Here is a 16,167-nt window from a genome sequence, read left to right as displayed (position 1 = left end):
TGGAATGGGCTGCCGCTCAAGCCATCGCCTCAGGAATGGTTACAATCGGCATGGTATTGCCCAGCCCCGGCAGCCCGCTGCCGGCGCACTTACTCGAAGCGCGCTTGGAACTTTGCTTCCAATGACTTCTACCACAGCAGAATCCATTTCAATGACGCTTGAAGCCATTCCTGTCAATTCCCTTTCCCGTCATATCGAGCCGCTGAAGGATGCCCTCGCGGCAGCCGCCACCGAAGTGGTGGGAAGTGGTTATTACGTGCTGGGCCCGAACGTCCGTGCTTTCGAAGCGGCCTTCGCCGCATATTGCGGCGTCGAGCACTGCATCAGCGTCGCCAACGGCACCGACGCGCTGGAGCTGTCGTTACGCGCACTGGAGGTCGGCAGCGCGGACCGCGTTGCGGTCGTGGCGAACGCGGCGATGTACGGCACCTCGGCGGTGCTGGCCTGCGGTGCAGAGCCGGTCTTCATCGACATCAGCGCCGACAGCGCGACGATGGATCCGTCCAAGCTGGAGGCAGCTCTGACTGACGGCAGCATCAAGGCTGTCATCGTCACTCATCTGTACGGCCAGCTGGCCGACATCGAGGCCATCGCGGCCCTGTGCAAGGCGCGCGGCGTTGGCCTGGTAGAAGACTGCGCGCAGGCGCATGGCGCCCACAACGGAAGCGGCATGGCCGGCTCGTTCGGTGATATCGCCAGCTTCAGTTTCTACCCAACCAAGAACCTCGGCGCGCTGGGCGATGGCGGTGCAGTAGTCACCGGTCGCACCGACCTGGCTGATCGCGTCCGCATGCTGCGCCAGTACGGCTGGACGCAGAAGTACACCAACGGGCTGGCGGGTGGCCGCAACAGCCGCCTGGATGAGATCCAGGCCAGCATGCTGCTGCTGATGCTCCCGCATCTGGACCAGTGGAACCAGAATCGCCGGAGCGTTGCCGAGCGCTACGCCGCTGGCATCCGCAACCCCAAAATTCGTACCAATGCCAGCGCCGGTCAGGACTACGTTGCGCACCTGTATGTCATACGCACCGAAGAACGCACCGCGCTGCAGCAGCACCTGACCGACAACGGCATCCAGACCGACGTGCATTACCCCATCGCCGATCACAAGCAGCCCTGCCACGCGGGTCGATTCGACCACGTCACGTTGCCGCAGACCGAGCTGGACTGCACCACCGTGCTCACCCTGCCGTGCTTCCCCGAACTGACGGATGCCGAAATCGATCGAGTCATCGACGCATGCAACCGCTTCTGAGCCCCTCGCTGACCGTCGTTGTCCCGGTTTACGGCAATGAAGGCTCGATCGCGCCACTGATCGCCGCACTTGCATCGATCAAGCAGGAGGCAGGCGTCGCATTCGAGACGGTATTCGTCGTCGACGGCAGCCCTGACCAGAGCTATGCGCGCCTGCGCGAGCAGCTTCCTACGGCAGGATTCGATGCCCAGCTGATCGCGCTGTCACGCAACTTCGGCGCATTCTCGGCGATCCGGGTCGGCCTTGAACACGCCAGGGGATCGATCATCGCCGTGATGGCAGCCGATCTGCAGGAACCGCCGGCACTGGTGATCGATCTGTTCAAAGCACTTCTGGCGGGCGACAAGGATATCGCCATGGGCGTGCGTGAGTCGCGCGAGGACCCAGGCCTTTCCAAAGTCGCCTCGGGAACCTTCTGGTCGCTGTACCGGCGCTTTGTGATGCCGGACATCCCCAAGGGTGGCGTGGACATCTTCGCGGTAACCTCGGAGATGCGTGATCGCCTGCTTCTACTGAAGGAAAGCAATACCAGTCTGCTGGCACAGCTGTTCTGGCTGGGTGGGCGACGCGCCTTCGTGCCCTACCAGAGGCTCCGCCGGGAACACGGCAAAAGTGCCTGGACGCTGAAAAAGAAGCTGCGCTACCTGTCCGACAGCGTCTTCGCTTTCACCGACCTGCCGGTGCGCCTGCTGATGGCCATCGGCACGCTTGCCCTGATCGCTGCCATTGGGCTGTCCGTCCTGATCCTGGCCGCCAAGCTCTCCGGGCTGGTGGCGGTGCCGGGCTATGCTGGAACGATGGTGACCATTCTGTTCTTCGGCGCACTCAACTCGCTCGGCCTGGGCGTAGTGGGTGCCTACGCATGGCGGACCTTCGAGAACACCAAGGCACGCCCGCTCTCCATCCTGCAGTCGCTTGAAACCTTCCCGGAACGTCACCCATGAGCTTCTACTGCCATCCCAATGCACTCTGTGAATCCGACCGGATCGGCGACGGCACTAGGATCTGGGCATTTGTCCATGTACTCCCCGGTGCAGTGATCGGCGAAGACTGCAACATCTGCGATGGCGTGTTCGTTGAAGACGATGTCGTGGTCGGCAACCGGGTCACCGTGAAGTCGGGCGTCCAGCTGTGGAATGGCACGCGCCTCGGCGATGACGTATTTGTGGGCCCCAACGCCACGTTCACCAACGACCGCTTTCCGCGCTCCGGCCAGCATCTGGACGGCTTCCCGGAGACGGTGGTCGAAGCAGGCGCTTCGATCGGCGCCAATGCGACCCTGCTGCCGGGCGTGCGCATCGGCAGCGGTGCCATGGTTGGTGCCGGCGCGGTAATCACCCGCTCGGTTCCACCCAATGCCATCGTGGTGGGCAACCCAGCCCGCATCGTCGGCTACGTCGCCGATGGCAAGACGCAGACCCGCCCGACTGCAGTATCCAGCGATGAAACACCACACAGCAGCGTGTCAGGGGTAAAGCTGCACAAGCTGCCGCGCTACCAGGACCTGCGTGGCGCGTTGTCGGTGGGTGAGTTCTCCAATGACCTGCCCTTCCAACCCAAGCGCTACTTCCTCGTCTTCGACGTACCCAGCCAGGAAACGCGTGGCGAGCATGCGCATCGCATCTGCCATCAGTTCCTGATCTGCGTCAAAGGCAGCGTACGCGTGCTGGCTGACGATGGTACCCGTCGCGAAGAATTCACCTTGGACTCGCCAAGCGTCGGCCTGCATCTGCCGCCGATGATCTGGGGCACCCAGTACCAGTATTCGCCGGGAGCCGTACTCTTGGTGTTCGCCTCGGAAGAATACGACTCGGACGAATACATCCGGCACTACGATGAGTTCATCGCCCTGACCTCCGCGGCCAAAGCGTGAGCCTGCGCGCATCCCTGCCAACCATCGTCCGATTCCTGGCAGGTGGTGCGCTCAATACCGGCAGCACCTTCGTCCTGTACTGGCTGCTGTTGCTGGTCGTTGAGTACCGCATCGCCTACGCGATCAGCTTCGTAGCCGGCATCCTGCTCAGCTACGTGATCAACACCAAGTTCGTGTTCCGGACCAACTACAGTCTACGCAAGGTCATCCTGTTTCCTCTGGTCTACCTCGCCACGTATCTCGCAGGCGCGGTGGTTCTGGATCTCTCGGTGTCCCGCTTCGGAGTGGATGCGCGGCTTGCACCGTTCATCTCGATCTGCGCCACCTTGCCACTGACTTACCTGCTTTCCAAGCTGGTACTGGCAGGCAGCCACACGCCCGCACAGCGCAATTGATCACCAGGTAGTCGTCGGCGCCGCGCCCGATTCGGAGCTGTCCTTACATGCGAGAATCTCCAGAATCTTCTACCGCTGTGTCTGTATTGCTGCGGCGGCAGAAGGCAACCATCCAGAGCCCAGGGACACAACCATGAAGAACTACTTCGGCATCCACCCCACCGCTCTCATCGGTGAGAACGTCAGCCTCGGCCAGAACGTTACCGTCGGCGCTCGCACGATCGTCTACGACAACGTCGTGATCGGCGATGACACCTTCATCGGCCCGGACTGCATCATCGGTGAGCCGAACGTGGCCATCCACTCCGAGCGCGACGCGTACGTCAATCCGGTACTGTCGATCGGCAACAACTCACTGATCCGTTCCGGCACCATCGTGTATGCCGGCAGTACCTTCGGCGATCATTTCGAGACCGGTCACCGGGTCACGATCCGCGAAAGAGCCAACATCGGCCACCACGTACGCATCGGCACTCTGTCGGACATCCAGGGCCACTGCGACATCGGCAACTACGTGCGCCTGCACAGCAACGTGCACGTTGGCCACAAGAGCACCATCAAGGACTACGTCTGGATCTTCCCGTACGTGGTCCTCACCAACGATCCGCACCCGCCGTCGAGCACGCTGGTTGGTGTGACCATCGAAGAGTTCGCCGTCGTCGCCACCATGAGCGTGGTACTGCCGGGCGTGACCATCGGCAAGGATGCGCTGGTCGGGGCATCCTCGCTGGTGCGTTCAGACGTGCCGGCCGAGGCCGTCATCGTCGGCAATCCAGGCAAGCAGGTGGCGAGCGTGCGCGATATCAAGTCGAAGTTCGACGGCACCCCGGTGTACCCGTGGCGCGAGACCTTTGACCGCGGCATGCCGTGGCAGGGCGTGGGCTACGAGCAGTGGGTGGGCGCGAGGGCCGGCCAGTCCGCGGAGTAAACCACCCGCAGAAAAAGACCACGCCACCATCGGTGGCGTGGTCCATTCAATGCTGTCGCTGCGTGACTGAAGCGTCTACGCGCTCTCGATGACGGTCTTGGTCTTACGCCGTGGTCGTACAAACCCGCCGCCTACAGCCATCAGCAGTCCGATGAAGACGCACAAATAGGCTGGAAGCACGGACGGCGAATGGTAGCGAAGCTTGACGGTCCAATTGCCGGGCGGCACCTCCCACGAGCGGAGTGCCTGACTCGTGGGGACTGCTGGGCTTTCGGCGCGGCATCCCTGATCATTGCATAGCGACACCATCCAGCCAGGCCACCAGATCTCATTCTCGACCACCCGGTGCTTGCGCAGCGTAGCGATGCGATAGTCGACCGCGTCACTGCCATAGGCAACAAACTCAACGTTCACCCCATCGCCGTCGCCGAACAGAGGTGCATCCTGCGGCAAATTAAGCTCCGGAACCCTATCACTTGCGTTGTCTGCCAAGATCAACAGCTGCTGCGGGCGTGCTGCAAACGCGGCCAGCTGGTCGCCGCCCTCACCGCCAACGGCCTCGCTGAACTTCCGGTGCGGCTCTGACAGCCGCAGATTGTTATAGCCGAACGTACAGAAACTGTGCGCATACCAGCAGCGGTTGTACCTTGTGTTGTCCTTGTGAATCAGCGCATCGGCGGCGTTCTCGCCAAGCTGATACCGCGCTGGACGTCGCTTGAGTTCTCCCTCCCGCTGCTGGGCGATGAATCCATCGAATTCACCACCGAATGAGTCCTGCTCAGCGGCTTTGTTCCACGACGGACGCCATGTCGAAGGCTGGCTGCGGTAGTAGGCGTAGCCATCCAGGGCAGTGAAGATCAGCAGGAGCACAGGTGCCAAGGAACGCAAGCTCTTAAGCTGGATGACACCGTGTTGGCTGAGACCGGCGAACACGCTCAACGCCATCAGGACAAACAGCCCTGCCAGAACTCGCGGCAGCATCGATGCCGGATAACCGAAGCGAATAGCGACGATGACGAGAAGACCAATAATCGCAAGTGCGCAGAAGGCGCCCAAAATGGTACGCAGAAGGGGAAGCTGCTGGTCGAATAGCCGCTTCCAGCCCGACGCTCCCACCAAAATGACACCCAAGTGAAGCACGGGCCGCCAATCAGAGACGGGGAACCGGCTCATGCGAGCGCCAGGCAACAGTTGCTGGAGCAACTCAAGACGCGGCACAACAAAGCCCATCACAAGCGCCAGTGCGATAAACCCCAGGCCTGTCAGTACCAGCCTGTCCCGCATCCTGGCAAATGCAATGCCCCACAGAGCCGCCATCGGCAACCACAACGCGCGCATGGTCAGATCGTTCGACAGCCCGTCAAACTGGTATGGCATGATCATGGTCAGCAGATGATGAGCCATGATGGGCGTGGGCACCACGGGATCCATCCCCAATCCCGAGCCGCTGTACATGGCGACCGGCAGCCATTTCGGCATCGACATCAGCGTGCCGCCGATCACTGCCACAGCCACCTTGAGGATGTAACTCTTCAGTTCTCCTGGTTGCTGCCTGGCGAACAGGCACGACAGCACCCAGATAGCACAGGCGTATGCGCTCGAAATGATGTTTCCTGGATAGCCCGAGATCAGCAGCTGGGAGAGCACCACCGCAGAAAAGAGTGGCCCCCATATCTTCCTGCGCAACATCGCCGGATGGAGCGACAGGAGCAGCCAAGGCATCCACGCGACCGCACGAACGATATCTACATGCTGTTGGTTGGAGTAGAAGGTAGAGCTGTAGTGGTAGACAATGGCGGCAAACAGCGCGACCAGCTTTCCCCAACCAAGAGTGCGCCCCAGACAGTAGGCGCCAACAGCACCGAAGAGCACGTGCAGCACCTGCACCAGGGTCGCGACATGGATCGTGTAGGTGACGCCGGCGGCATCAAGCAGTGCCAGTGGCAGGTACCAGGCACCGGACTGAATGGCCAGGAACGCAGGGAAGCCCATGTCCGACCAAGGCAGCCAGGTCGGAGGCGCAAATATGCTGCCCGCGTCGAACCACCCGAATGCCTGGGCATGGTAGCCCCCTAGGAAGTCCCAAGGGAACGTCGCTTTCCCACGATAGTGTCGGGCGAACGTGGCGTAGTTGATGATCGCCAGCACCAGCAAAGGGATACAGCCAGCAAGGATGGATCTGAATCTATTGGGCTTCAAGGCTTCCCTCTCCATCACGGTTCATCGGCCCGCGACAACAATGAACGCATTCTACAGCAGCGCCCTGCCACGGCCGTACAACCCTCGCCTCTGGAAACCCTCTGACCCGCCGGATCAGCTCAACGATAGGCCCTTGCGCTTTCCCGGGCGAGAATGTGCATGACCGTGCCCATGCTGCTATCTGTCAGCAGGTCGATGTTGGCCTGCGGTGCATTCCAGATTCTGTCGTGCAAAGGCATCTCTTGTCGTGCCCCCTCGCAGGGAATCTCGACCACAAATGCCCAGCTCTTGCCGGCCAGTGGCAGCACGCTAAAGCCCTGCGGCTCGAAGACCTGGCGCGCAGCGGTAACCGACCAGACGGTTATATGGCCGCGACGAAATGGATCGAGGTAGCCTGGATCCTCATCGCGCACGTAACTGGTCAAGCCGGTGTTGAACAGAAACAGCGAACCAGGCACGGCCACTTTGCGCAGCGATTCAGCCAGGGATCTGGCCATGGCCGGGGTCAGGTGTTCTAACACCTCCACGCACACGCCGCACTCGAAAGACATACCCATGTCCCCAAGATCAGCGCACACGTAATTGGCATGGCGGGAACGCAGTTCAGGCTCAGGCGGAAACTTCTCCACGCCAAAGAAGCGACTGGAGCTTGCGGGCAAATAACACTCTACCGCGTCGAGCAGGAAGCCGGGACCAGTACCTATATCGATGAACTTCTGCACAGGTACCGAGCAGTACAACAGCGCCTCGCCAAGGCGGGCCAGCGACGATCCATAGGAGCGCTCCCTTGCCGATTGCAGTTCGGATCGCCAGTACTCCTCATCATATTCGCGTGGAGAATCTCCAGCGTCGATGGAAGCGATCAATTCCGGGTCCGCAAACATGAAGTCGCACTGCGGGCATTCAAAATACTGAACACCATCGACCACGCGGTAGAGCATTGCCGGTGAAGAACACAACAGACAATCGCCCTGCATCGCTACAGAAGTAAATCGCGCCACGGACCTCTCCTTCCCAGGCTGATAGAAGCATCCTAACAGGCATGGGAAAGATGACTGGGTATTCCGCAGGCACTGTCTATAAGTACTGAAGCACAGCGGCCAGATCGGGGACGAGCATCACAGTTCTGGGCAGTATTCCATCGCCCGTATCACCTGACAGCAGGAATAAACCACCCAGTCCGGCCGCATGCCCAGCCCGCATGTCGCTGATTTTGTCCCCTACCAGAAGTGACCGGCCGAGGTCGATCGGATAACGCCGCGCCGCCTCCAGGAACATGCCCGGCGCCGGCTTCCGACAGCCGCACTCCGTGGTGTACGGCCCTAATCCTGCCTGCGGATGGTGCGGACAATACAGCGTGGCGGCGATAGCGATGCCGCGCTGGGCGAACTGCGCATGCATCCAATGCGTGTAGGCTTCGAACGCGGGAATGTCGTAGTAGCCCCGTGCAATGCCGGCCTGATTTGTAGCAATGACCAGCGCGTAGCCGCGGGCCTGCGCCGTTGCGCAGAGCTCGAAGATACCCGGCACCCATCGAGTCTGTTCAGGCGTGTGCACATAGCCGAGATTGACGTTGATGACGCCATCACGGTCAAGAAACAGCACCCGCCCGGCAGCCTGATCGGTCATTCGCCCCCCCTCCACCAGCCCGGGGGCCGCAGATACGTGACTCATCGCTCTGCGAACTCCATCTGCGCTCGGTGGAAGTCTTCAGGCACGCCGATGTCGATGAAGCCAGCGGTGTCCACCAGCACACCAACCTGACCGCTGGCGGCGGCAGGCTCCAGCACCCGCTTCTCGAACGAAAAAGCTACTTCATCCGGCATCGCAGCAAGCGCCGCAGCACTCAGAAAATAGCTGCCGGCATTGATCAGCCCGGCGCCGCCCAGTCGCTTCTCATGGAAGCGCAGCACCCTGCCCTGCTCGACATCCACCGTGCCGTAGCGTGAGACATCATCCACACGCGCCAGCGCGATCGACATCGGCAGACCCTTTGCAGCCGCTTCCAGTGCTGCCGGCGAGTACTCGAGGTAGGTGTCGCCATTGCAGACGTGCAGCCCGTCACCCTGCGCCAGCCGTGCTGCGGCAGCGATCGCGCCACCGGTGCCGAGCGGCGTCTCCTCACGCGAGTAGACCACTTCCATGCCCGCCCACTTCCTGCCGATGGTCTGCTCGACAACATCACCGAGGTAACCGGTCGCCAGGATCACACGACGCATGCCGGCGGCCGCATAGCGATTCAACAGATAGGCCAGGAACGGGCGTCCGGCCACCGGGGCCAGGGGCTTGGGCAGGTCGGGCACTTCGCTTCGCAGCCGGGTGCCGAAGCCGCCGGCCAGGATCAGGATCTCGTCGGCAGCCATGTCAGCGCGGGAACATTTCGCTTTCGATCAGCGCACACAGCAGATGACCGATGAACTCATGCCCCTCCTGGATGCGCGGCGTCTCGTTGGAAGGCACGCGGAAACAGATGTCGCAGCGGTCCTTCATGTCGCCGCCGTGTTCGCCAGTGAATCCGATGACGCGTACACCCTTGGCTTCGCAAGCCTCCAGTGCGCGCATGATGTTCTTCGAACGGCCCGAGGTGGAGATTGCCACGAACACATCGCCTTCCTGGCCAAGTGCTTCGATCTGGCGGGCAAAGGTGTAGTCGTAACCGTAGTCGTTGCCGATGGCGGTCAGGATCGAGGTATCGGTGGTCAGCGCGATCGCCGGCAGGCCCGGACGGTCGTAATAGAAGCGGCTCACCAGCTCGCCTGCCCAGTGCTGTGCATCGGCAGCACTGCCGCCGTTGCCGGCAAACAGGATCTTGCGACCGGCCTTCAGCGCGTCCACGCACAGCGCCACTGCCTGCTCGATCTGCGACGCCAACGCGGCATCCGCCGACATGCGCTGGAAGTTCTCGAGAGTCTTGCCGAACTCGGCCTTGATGAATTCGTTCATCCGATTTTCCATGCCGTTGCACCTTGGTGGGTGAAGTGTGTATCAAAAACAGTGCCGCCGGCGCCAGCAAGCGCGCGCACCAGGTCGACCCGGTGTGCCGGGTCGCAGAGGAACATCATGAAACCGCCGCCACCCGCGCCCGATACCTTGGTCGCGCGCGCGCCGTGGCGCATTGCCAACGCTTCGATCTCATCGATCATCGGATTGGAAATACTGCTGGCACTGAGCTTCTTCGCTTCCCAGCCGGACTGCATCACCTGCGCCAACCGCTCGAAATCACCGCGCAGCAGCGCTTCCTTCATCTGGCTGGCTTCGACCTTCAACCGATGCATCGCATCGAGCGAACTGGCCTTGCCTTCCTTGATGTTGCGGGACTGCTCATCAATGATCTTGGCCGAAGCACGCGACACGCCGGTGAAGTACAACACCAGGCCCGCTTCGAGTTCGGACCAGATCCAGTCCTTGATGCGCAGCGGATTCACGATCACCCGATCGGCGTCGTAGAACTCCATGAAATTGAAACCGCCGAAGGCCGCTGCGTACTGGTCCTGCTTGCCACCGGACAGCTGCAGGTCGACGCGCTCGATGCGGTAGGCCAGCTGCGCAATCTCGTACTCGCCCAGCGGCAACGCGAAGTACTCGGCGAAGGCGGTGACCAGCGCGACGACCATCGTCGAGGACGAGCCCAGGCCCGAGCCCGGCGGCGCATCGGAATGCGCGCGGATGCGGATGGCTGGCCGCTCGCCCTGCAGGTAGTCGTTGCAGACCCTCAGGTAGACACCCTTCATCAACTGCAGTGGGCCGGGGCCGGCCTCCACGGCCTGCGGATCGACGCGCTCGCAGGCGCCCGCATCCTGAGCATGGAATCCGACCAGGCCATCGGGCGAGTCATCGAGGGTCGCATAGGCGAACTTGTCGATGGTCACGTTCATGACGAAGCCACCGAACTGGTCGCAGAACGGCGACACATCCGTGCCACCACCGGCCAGGCCCAGCCGCAGGGGTGCGCGTGAACGAACGATCATGCTTTCTTCTCCAATGCGAATGCCGATTCCAGTGCACGACCCAGTGCATCGCGCGAGAACTGGCTGCGACAGTAGCTCGCCGCTGCACGCGACCGCTGCAGCCACAGCGCATCATCTTCCAGTAACGACAACAGCCCTGCGGCAAGGCCATCGGCCTCGTCTGCCACGGTGACCACCGCCTCCAGACCGACCAGGCCCTGGGCACCAATACCGGTAGTGACCAGCGGCAGACCCTGCTGCATGGCTTCGACAACCTTGCCCTTGACGCCGGCACCAAAGCGCAGCGGCACAATGGCCACGCGCGCGACACCGTAGCGCCGTGCCAGCTCCTCGTCGCTGACGAAACCGGTCACCTCGACATGTTCGCCCGCCAGGGCGCGTACAGCATCGGTCGGGTTGGAGCCAACCAGTGACAGCTTCACGCCGGGGTGCCGCGCCCAGACCTGCGGCATCACCGACTCGACCAGCCATCGCGCGGCATCGACATTGGGGCCGTGGGCGAAGCCAGCGACGAACAGGATGCCGGCACGCTGCGCGGGCACGGCTTCATCGTTGAAGTGGTCGAAAGCGTACGGCAGGATCGCGCGTGCATCGACGTCCGGCTCCAGCGCGCGCACGTCCTGCGCCTCTTCGGCCGACGGGTAGAGGACGCGGTCGACGGCCTTCCAGATGCGCCGCTCCAGCAGTTCCATCGAACGCGCCTCGCCATCGCTGCCGCCATTGCGGGTGGCTTCCATTTCCATGCGACGGAAGTGCAGGTCGTGGCCGTAGTAGACGCTGCGGACACCCGGGTGCTTGCACAGGGCATCGAGGTAATGCTCAGCGATATGAGGCCGCGACAGCATCACCGTGCGCACGTGCGGATTTTCGTCCAGGTAGCGCGCGAAGCCGCCCACCCACTGGCCGCCATACATCACTTCCACACCACGGGCCTGCAGTGGCGGAGTGTAGATCGGATCGAAGTACAGGTTGTCGGCCCAGAACTTGACCACGCAGCCACGTTCCAGCAGCGCGTTGATGAAGGCGATCATGGTCCGCGAACCGGCATCACGGTCGGGCTGCGGTACGTAGTGGTCGACGATCAGGACAGTTTCCTTCTGCCAGGCACGGTCGCGGGCCAGCACCACGTGCTCGCCGTTGGGTTCGTGCCGTGCCAGCTCATCCTGCCAGCGTTCGCGCAGCTTCTTCTGGTTGGCAACCTGGTAGGCCTTGATGCCGCTGCCGGTATCGGTGCCGTGGGAGATGCCCTCGTAGTGCACGACTTCCGAGGTCGGGCAGTAATAGAGCTGGTAACCCGCCTTGCGCACGCGGAAGGCAAGGTCGGAATCCTCGCAGTAGGCCGGCACGAACTCGGGATCGAAGCCACCCAGCTCACGCAGCAGCGCGCTGGGAATGAGCAGGCTCGCGCCGCTGCAGTAGTCCACCGGGCGCAGGTAGTTGTACTGACTGTCGGCCGGGTTATCCAGGCGGCCGTAGTTCCAGGCCGAGCCGTCACGCCAGATGATGCCGCCCGCTTCCTGCAGGCGGCCGTCGGGGTAGACCAGCTTGGAACCGACCATGCCGCAGTCGGGCATGCGCTGGAATACATCCAGCATCTGGTCCATCCAGCCCGGACGCACTTCGGTATCGTTGTTCAGGAAATAGGTATAGCGGCCACGCGCCAGTTCCAGCGCCTGGTTGCAGGACAGCAGGAACCCAAGGTTCTGCGGGTTGTGGTGGAAGCGCAGGCCCGGAACCGGCACCAGCTTCTCGATCTCCACGTCGCCGGACGCATCTTCCAGCACCAGCACTTCATAGCTCACCGCAGGCGGATGCGCGGCGATGGAGCGCAGGCAGGCCAGGGTATGCGGCAGGTTGCCGTAGGTAGGAATGACGATGCTGACTTCCGGCGCCTCATGCACCGGGAAGGACAGCGTCTTCAACACTTCTTCGGCGTCTTCCACCACCGCCGGCAGGGCCAGGCCCGCGGGCGGTTCGACCTGGCCCTTGTCATGGCGCAGGAGCCAGTTACGCACCGGGCGTGCCAGCGGCGCCAGCAATGGATGGCGGGCCAGGCCACTGGCACGCAGCGACGCAATAATGGCCGGCACATCGCCACGCAGCAGGCGCGAAGCGAAACGCATCGGGCGCGTGATGCGCCAGGACTTGGAGGCGAGCACCTTCGCGAAGGCATCGTTCAGGCTCTCCAACTGCTCGTCGTATTCGTGGATGACGCGCTTCACTTCCAGCTCGGAGGTGCCTTCCGCACCGGGCCGGAACGCGAGACCAGAGCGCCGCTGCAGTTCGCGGCTGACTTCCGAACGGCTGGCAACGGTTTCGTGGGCCGTCTGCAGCAGTCGGCGCAGCTCGGCCGCTTCGTGCTGCGATGCTGCCTGATGCCGTTGCAGATCAGCTTCGACGTCCGCCTTCTCGCCCCGCACCTGTTCCAGCTGCGCCTGCAGCGCATCATTCCTCGCACGCAGCTCAGCGGCGCCGGCAAGGCCGCCACCGGCCTGGACAACCTGGTCCAGCTCCAGCGCCCAGCGCGTACGATCCTCGAACTCGACTTCCAGGCGGTGGTAATCGGCACGGGATTTCTCAAGCTCCGCTTCCAGCGAACGTGCCCAACGAATAGTGTCTTCCCGTTCGTTGTCCAGTCCCTGGGCCCAGCGTGCGATGTCATGCTGCTGGGCATACAGATCCTCGCTTTCGGCATAGAGCACAGAAGCAGGTGTATCCGGCAACAATGACGCGTCAGCCGCAGCGACGACAACAAAGTAGACCGCATCTGGAACGCTGGCCACGCGGGCTTCGACACCCGAGCCGGTATCGGTCAGCGCCTGGTAGCTGTCCGTGCGTTCCGCCTCTGACATTGGAGTGATAGTCGAGCACACCGCCATGCGGTGCCCACACAGCCGCGAAGCCGGGAAGTAACGCCCGACCAACGCCTGGAACTCTGCCTGGTAGAGCTCCTTTACGTGGAAATCGTTGTGATAGCCGGCCCGATCGGAGTAAACCTCCTTGTTGGGCGAGGACATGACCAGAACACCATCGGGCCGCAGCACACGACGGATCTCGGCCATCATCTCCTCCTGCTCCATCAGGTGCTCGATGGTCTCGAAGGAAACAACCACATCCACACTGTCGTCGGCCAATGGAATGGCAGCAGCGGAGCCCTGCAGGTACTTCAGGTTGGTCTGCGCCGAATAACGCCCGGCAGCGTGATCCACGGCCTCATGCGAGATATCCACGCCACATACCGAGCGCGCCCGGGAGGCCAGCATCGCGCTGCCGTATCCTTCGCCGCTGGCGACATCCAGCACATCCTTGCCTTCCACCAACGGCAGGCACCAGGCATAACGGTGAAGATGTTCCTGCCTGATTACACCCTGTTCGGTCGGCACGAAGCGCTCACCGGTGAACTCGATCATTGAGACTCCTTGGAAACTTCGATGGCCAGCATCGGCAGGCCGACGAGGCCGAAGCGCATCGTTTCGTCCATCGCGCGGAACTCCAGCGCGTCGTGGATCCAGTGCTGCTGCGTATGGTCATGCTGATCACCGGAAGCGACTGCAGCATCAATCATGTAGGAGCCTGATGGCATGATCGGCATGCGGAACACGAAGGTGCCCCGGACGATGCTTCCGGCCTGCCCGGAAACGGGTGTCTCCCGGCAAGCGAAGTAGCTGTTGTCACCGAACAGACGCTGGCCCAGACGATCCTTCACATAGAACCCGACGATGAGGTTCTCCAGCGGCTGCAGCAACTCCACGCGGATCTCCAGCCTTACCAGTTCACCGCCCTCCAGAACGCCGACCCGCCGCCCCTGCTCGTCGGTCATGCTCACATCGATGATGCGTGCACCACGTGCACCGAACTCCTGGCCCACGTTGTTCGGGTCGAACTCGAAGAGCGCGATCCGATTGACAACACCGGCTTCCAGCAGGGCATCGTGGCGGAAGTCCGGCGCATCGGAAACAAGCTTGCGCTGCTTCTTTTCCACGACGATCTCAGCATCACCCGCCTCACGCCGCCCGACCACATGCTGCTCGGTCATGTACGCCTCGACCACCTCCTGCGAGGTGCCGGACAGGCGCATGCGGCCGTTCTGCAACCACACGGCGTTCTCGCACAGGTTGGTGACGGCGGCCGCATCATGGCTGACGAACAACAGCGTGCCGGTCTTCTGGAATTCCCGCAGGAAGCGCATGCACTTCTGGGAGAAAAAGGCATCACCGACTGCCAGTGCTTCGTCAATGATCAAAATGTCAGCGTCAACATGGGCGATCACCGCAAAGGCCAGACGCACCGACATGCCGCTGGAGTAGCTGCGTACCGGCTGGTCGATGAACTCGCCGATATCGGCGAAGGCCAGGATGCTCTCCAGGCGATGGTCGATCTGCGCACGGGTGAGGCCAAGGATGGTGGCGTTGAGATAGACGTTCTCGCGGCCGGTGAACTCGGGGTTGAAGCCACTGCCCAGTTCGAGCAGCGCGGCCACGCGCCCCTTCACAGTAATGTTGCCCTCGGTGGGATTGAGGGTGCCGGCGATCATCTGCAGCAGGGTCGATTTGCCCGAGCCGTTGCGACCGACAATTCCCACTGTCTGGCCACGGCGGATCGAGAAGCTCACGTCGCGCAGCGCCCAGAAATCCTTGTAGAAGGACTTGCGCTTGCCTGCCAGCGTTTGCCACAAGCGGTGCGAAGGACGTTCGTACATGTGGTACGACTTGCCAACCCCTTTGACCTCGATGACGGTCTCGGCCACGGCGACTTCAGAGGACATCGGCAAACCCCACGCGCAGCTTGTTGAACAGGCGATGGCCAATGACGGCCACCACACAGGCGATGAGGGTGTACAGACCCAGCCCAGCCCAATCTGGCAGGCGGCCCCAGATCACCACTTCGCGCACCTGGTTGATGATGAAGGTCAGCGGATTGAGCTCGAACACGATGCGGTAGCTGGCCGGCACCGACTCAACCGGAATAATCGCCGAGGACAGGAACAGCATGGCAGCTGCGATGACGCCGGCGATCTGCCCGATATCGCGCAGGTACACACCCAGTGCCGAGGTAATCCAACCAATGCCGACCGTCAGGATCACCAGCGGCAACACCACAACCGGCAACAGCACCGCGGTGGGATGGATGCTGCCCTTGACGCACAGGTACAGCAGCAGCAGTACGACCATGTTCATCAGCAGATGGAACAGCGCCGACAGCGTCATGCTCCACACCAGGATATCCAGCGGGAACACCACACGCTTGACGTAGCTGGTGTTGCTGACGATCAACTGCGGCGCACGGGTAAAGCATTCCGCGAAGAAGCCATGCACGGTAAGGCCCGCGAACAGGATCAACGCGAAATCGGTGGTGGACCCGGTCGATCCGGGCCAGCGTCCCTTCATGATGAAACCGAAGGCCATGGTGTAGACCAGCAGCATCAGGAACGGGCTGATCAGCGACCACAGCAGACCGAAGCTGGCACCGCGATAACGCCCGAGGACTTCACGCTGGGTCAGTTCGAAGGTAAGCGAACGATGCTTCCCGAAGACCGAGAGAATGCTCAT

14 protein-coding genes are annotated in these 16,167 nt (G+C 62.2%); 5 read left to right on the top strand and 9 right to left on the bottom strand.

What is annotated here, in order from left to right; all coding sequences use genetic code 11:
- The first annotated feature begins 4 nt into the window (after positions 1 to 4).
- From ACEPA4_RS02735 to ACEPA4_RS02715, 5 genes are all read left to right on the top strand, one after another.
- Positions 5 to 1,255 carry a DegT/DnrJ/EryC1/StrS family aminotransferase gene (locus tag ACEPA4_RS02735; protein ID WP_374082993.1) on the top strand — a complete coding sequence of 417 codons (1,251 nt, stop codon included), beginning with the start codon at positions 5 to 7 and terminating at the stop codon, positions 1,253 to 1,255.
- Positions 1,240 to 2,199, top strand: coding sequence for a glycosyltransferase family 2 protein (locus tag ACEPA4_RS02730; protein WP_374082992.1), 960 nt, complete (start codon positions 1,240 to 1,242; stop codon positions 2,197 to 2,199). The genes ACEPA4_RS02735 and ACEPA4_RS02730 overlap by 16 nt, the downstream gene beginning before the upstream one ends.
- Entirely contained in the window at positions 2,196 to 3,128 is a 933-nt protein-coding gene (locus ACEPA4_RS02725) for a WxcM-like domain-containing protein (RefSeq protein ID WP_374082991.1), read from the top strand. The genes ACEPA4_RS02730 and ACEPA4_RS02725 overlap by 4 nt, the downstream gene beginning before the upstream one ends.
- Complete coding sequence (locus ACEPA4_RS02720; protein WP_164688246.1) at positions 3,125 to 3,523, top strand: GtrA family protein; 399 nt, start codon at positions 3,125 to 3,127, stop codon at positions 3,521 to 3,523. Before ACEPA4_RS02725 ends, ACEPA4_RS02720 begins: the two co-directional genes overlap by 4 nt.
- A 133-nt stretch (positions 3,524 to 3,656) precedes the next feature.
- On the top strand, positions 3,657 to 4,451 hold the full coding sequence (locus tag ACEPA4_RS02715; protein ID WP_374082990.1) for an acyltransferase: 795 nt from the start codon (positions 3,657 to 3,659) through the stop codon (positions 4,449 to 4,451).
- Between the two features lie 75 nt (positions 4,452 to 4,526).
- Here the strand turns inward: ACEPA4_RS02715 and ACEPA4_RS02710 are convergent, their stop codons facing one another.
- The 9 genes from ACEPA4_RS02710 to ACEPA4_RS02670 form a co-directional block, all read right to left on the bottom strand.
- The gene (locus ACEPA4_RS02710) at positions 4,527 to 6,599 is read right to left on the bottom strand and encodes a hypothetical protein (RefSeq protein ID WP_374082989.1); all 2,073 of its coding nucleotides are present in this window, start codon (positions 6,597 to 6,599) and stop codon (positions 4,527 to 4,529) included.
- A gap of 170 nt (positions 6,600 to 6,769) precedes the next feature.
- A complete protein-coding gene (locus ACEPA4_RS02705; protein ID WP_374082988.1) occupies positions 6,770 to 7,651 on the bottom strand; it encodes a hypothetical protein in 882 nt (293 codons plus the stop codon).
- A gap of 76 nt (positions 7,652 to 7,727) precedes the next feature.
- The gene (locus ACEPA4_RS02700) at positions 7,728 to 8,279 is read right to left on the bottom strand and encodes a D-glycero-alpha-D-manno-heptose-1,7-bisphosphate 7-phosphatase (RefSeq protein WP_374082987.1); all 552 of its coding nucleotides are present in this window, start codon (positions 8,277 to 8,279) and stop codon (positions 7,728 to 7,730) included.
- A gap of 41 nt (positions 8,280 to 8,320) precedes the next feature.
- A complete protein-coding gene (locus ACEPA4_RS02695; RefSeq protein ID WP_374082986.1) occupies positions 8,321 to 9,013 on the bottom strand; it encodes a sugar phosphate nucleotidyltransferase in 693 nt (230 codons plus the stop codon).
- Position 9,014: 1 nt separating this feature from the next.
- Positions 9,015 to 9,593 (bottom strand): SIS domain-containing protein, encoded by a 579-nt coding sequence (locus ACEPA4_RS02690; protein WP_239499553.1) that lies wholly within the window; start codon positions 9,591 to 9,593, stop codon positions 9,015 to 9,017.
- Entirely contained in the window at positions 9,590 to 10,618 is a 1,029-nt protein-coding gene (locus tag ACEPA4_RS02685; RefSeq protein ID WP_164093331.1) for a dehydrogenase, read from the bottom strand. The genes ACEPA4_RS02690 and ACEPA4_RS02685 overlap by 4 nt, the downstream gene beginning before the upstream one ends.
- On the bottom strand, positions 10,615 to 14,028 hold the full coding sequence (locus tag ACEPA4_RS02680; protein ID WP_374082985.1) for a methyltransferase domain-containing protein: 3,414 nt from the start codon (positions 14,026 to 14,028) through the stop codon (positions 10,615 to 10,617). The genes ACEPA4_RS02685 and ACEPA4_RS02680 overlap by 4 nt, the downstream gene beginning before the upstream one ends.
- Positions 14,025 to 15,383: an ABC transporter ATP-binding protein gene (locus ACEPA4_RS02675; RefSeq protein WP_111008194.1), complete on the bottom strand. Its 1,359-nt coding sequence runs from the start codon at positions 15,381 to 15,383 to the stop codon at positions 14,025 to 14,027. Before ACEPA4_RS02675 ends, ACEPA4_RS02680 begins: the two co-directional genes overlap by 4 nt.
- Positions 15,373 to 16,167, bottom strand: a complete 795-nt coding sequence (locus ACEPA4_RS02670; RefSeq protein ID WP_053497939.1) for an ABC transporter permease — start codon at positions 16,165 to 16,167, stop codon at positions 15,373 to 15,375. The genes ACEPA4_RS02675 and ACEPA4_RS02670 overlap by 11 nt, the downstream gene beginning before the upstream one ends.

Origin of the sequence: Stenotrophomonas sp. P2112 (genome assembly GCF_041897515.1) — a bacterium.
GTDB lineage: Bacteria > Pseudomonadota > Gammaproteobacteria > Xanthomonadales > Xanthomonadaceae > Stenotrophomonas > Stenotrophomonas sepilia.
Note: the sequence above shows the minus strand (reverse complement) of the source record. Positions and strands in the feature narration are given on the sequence as shown.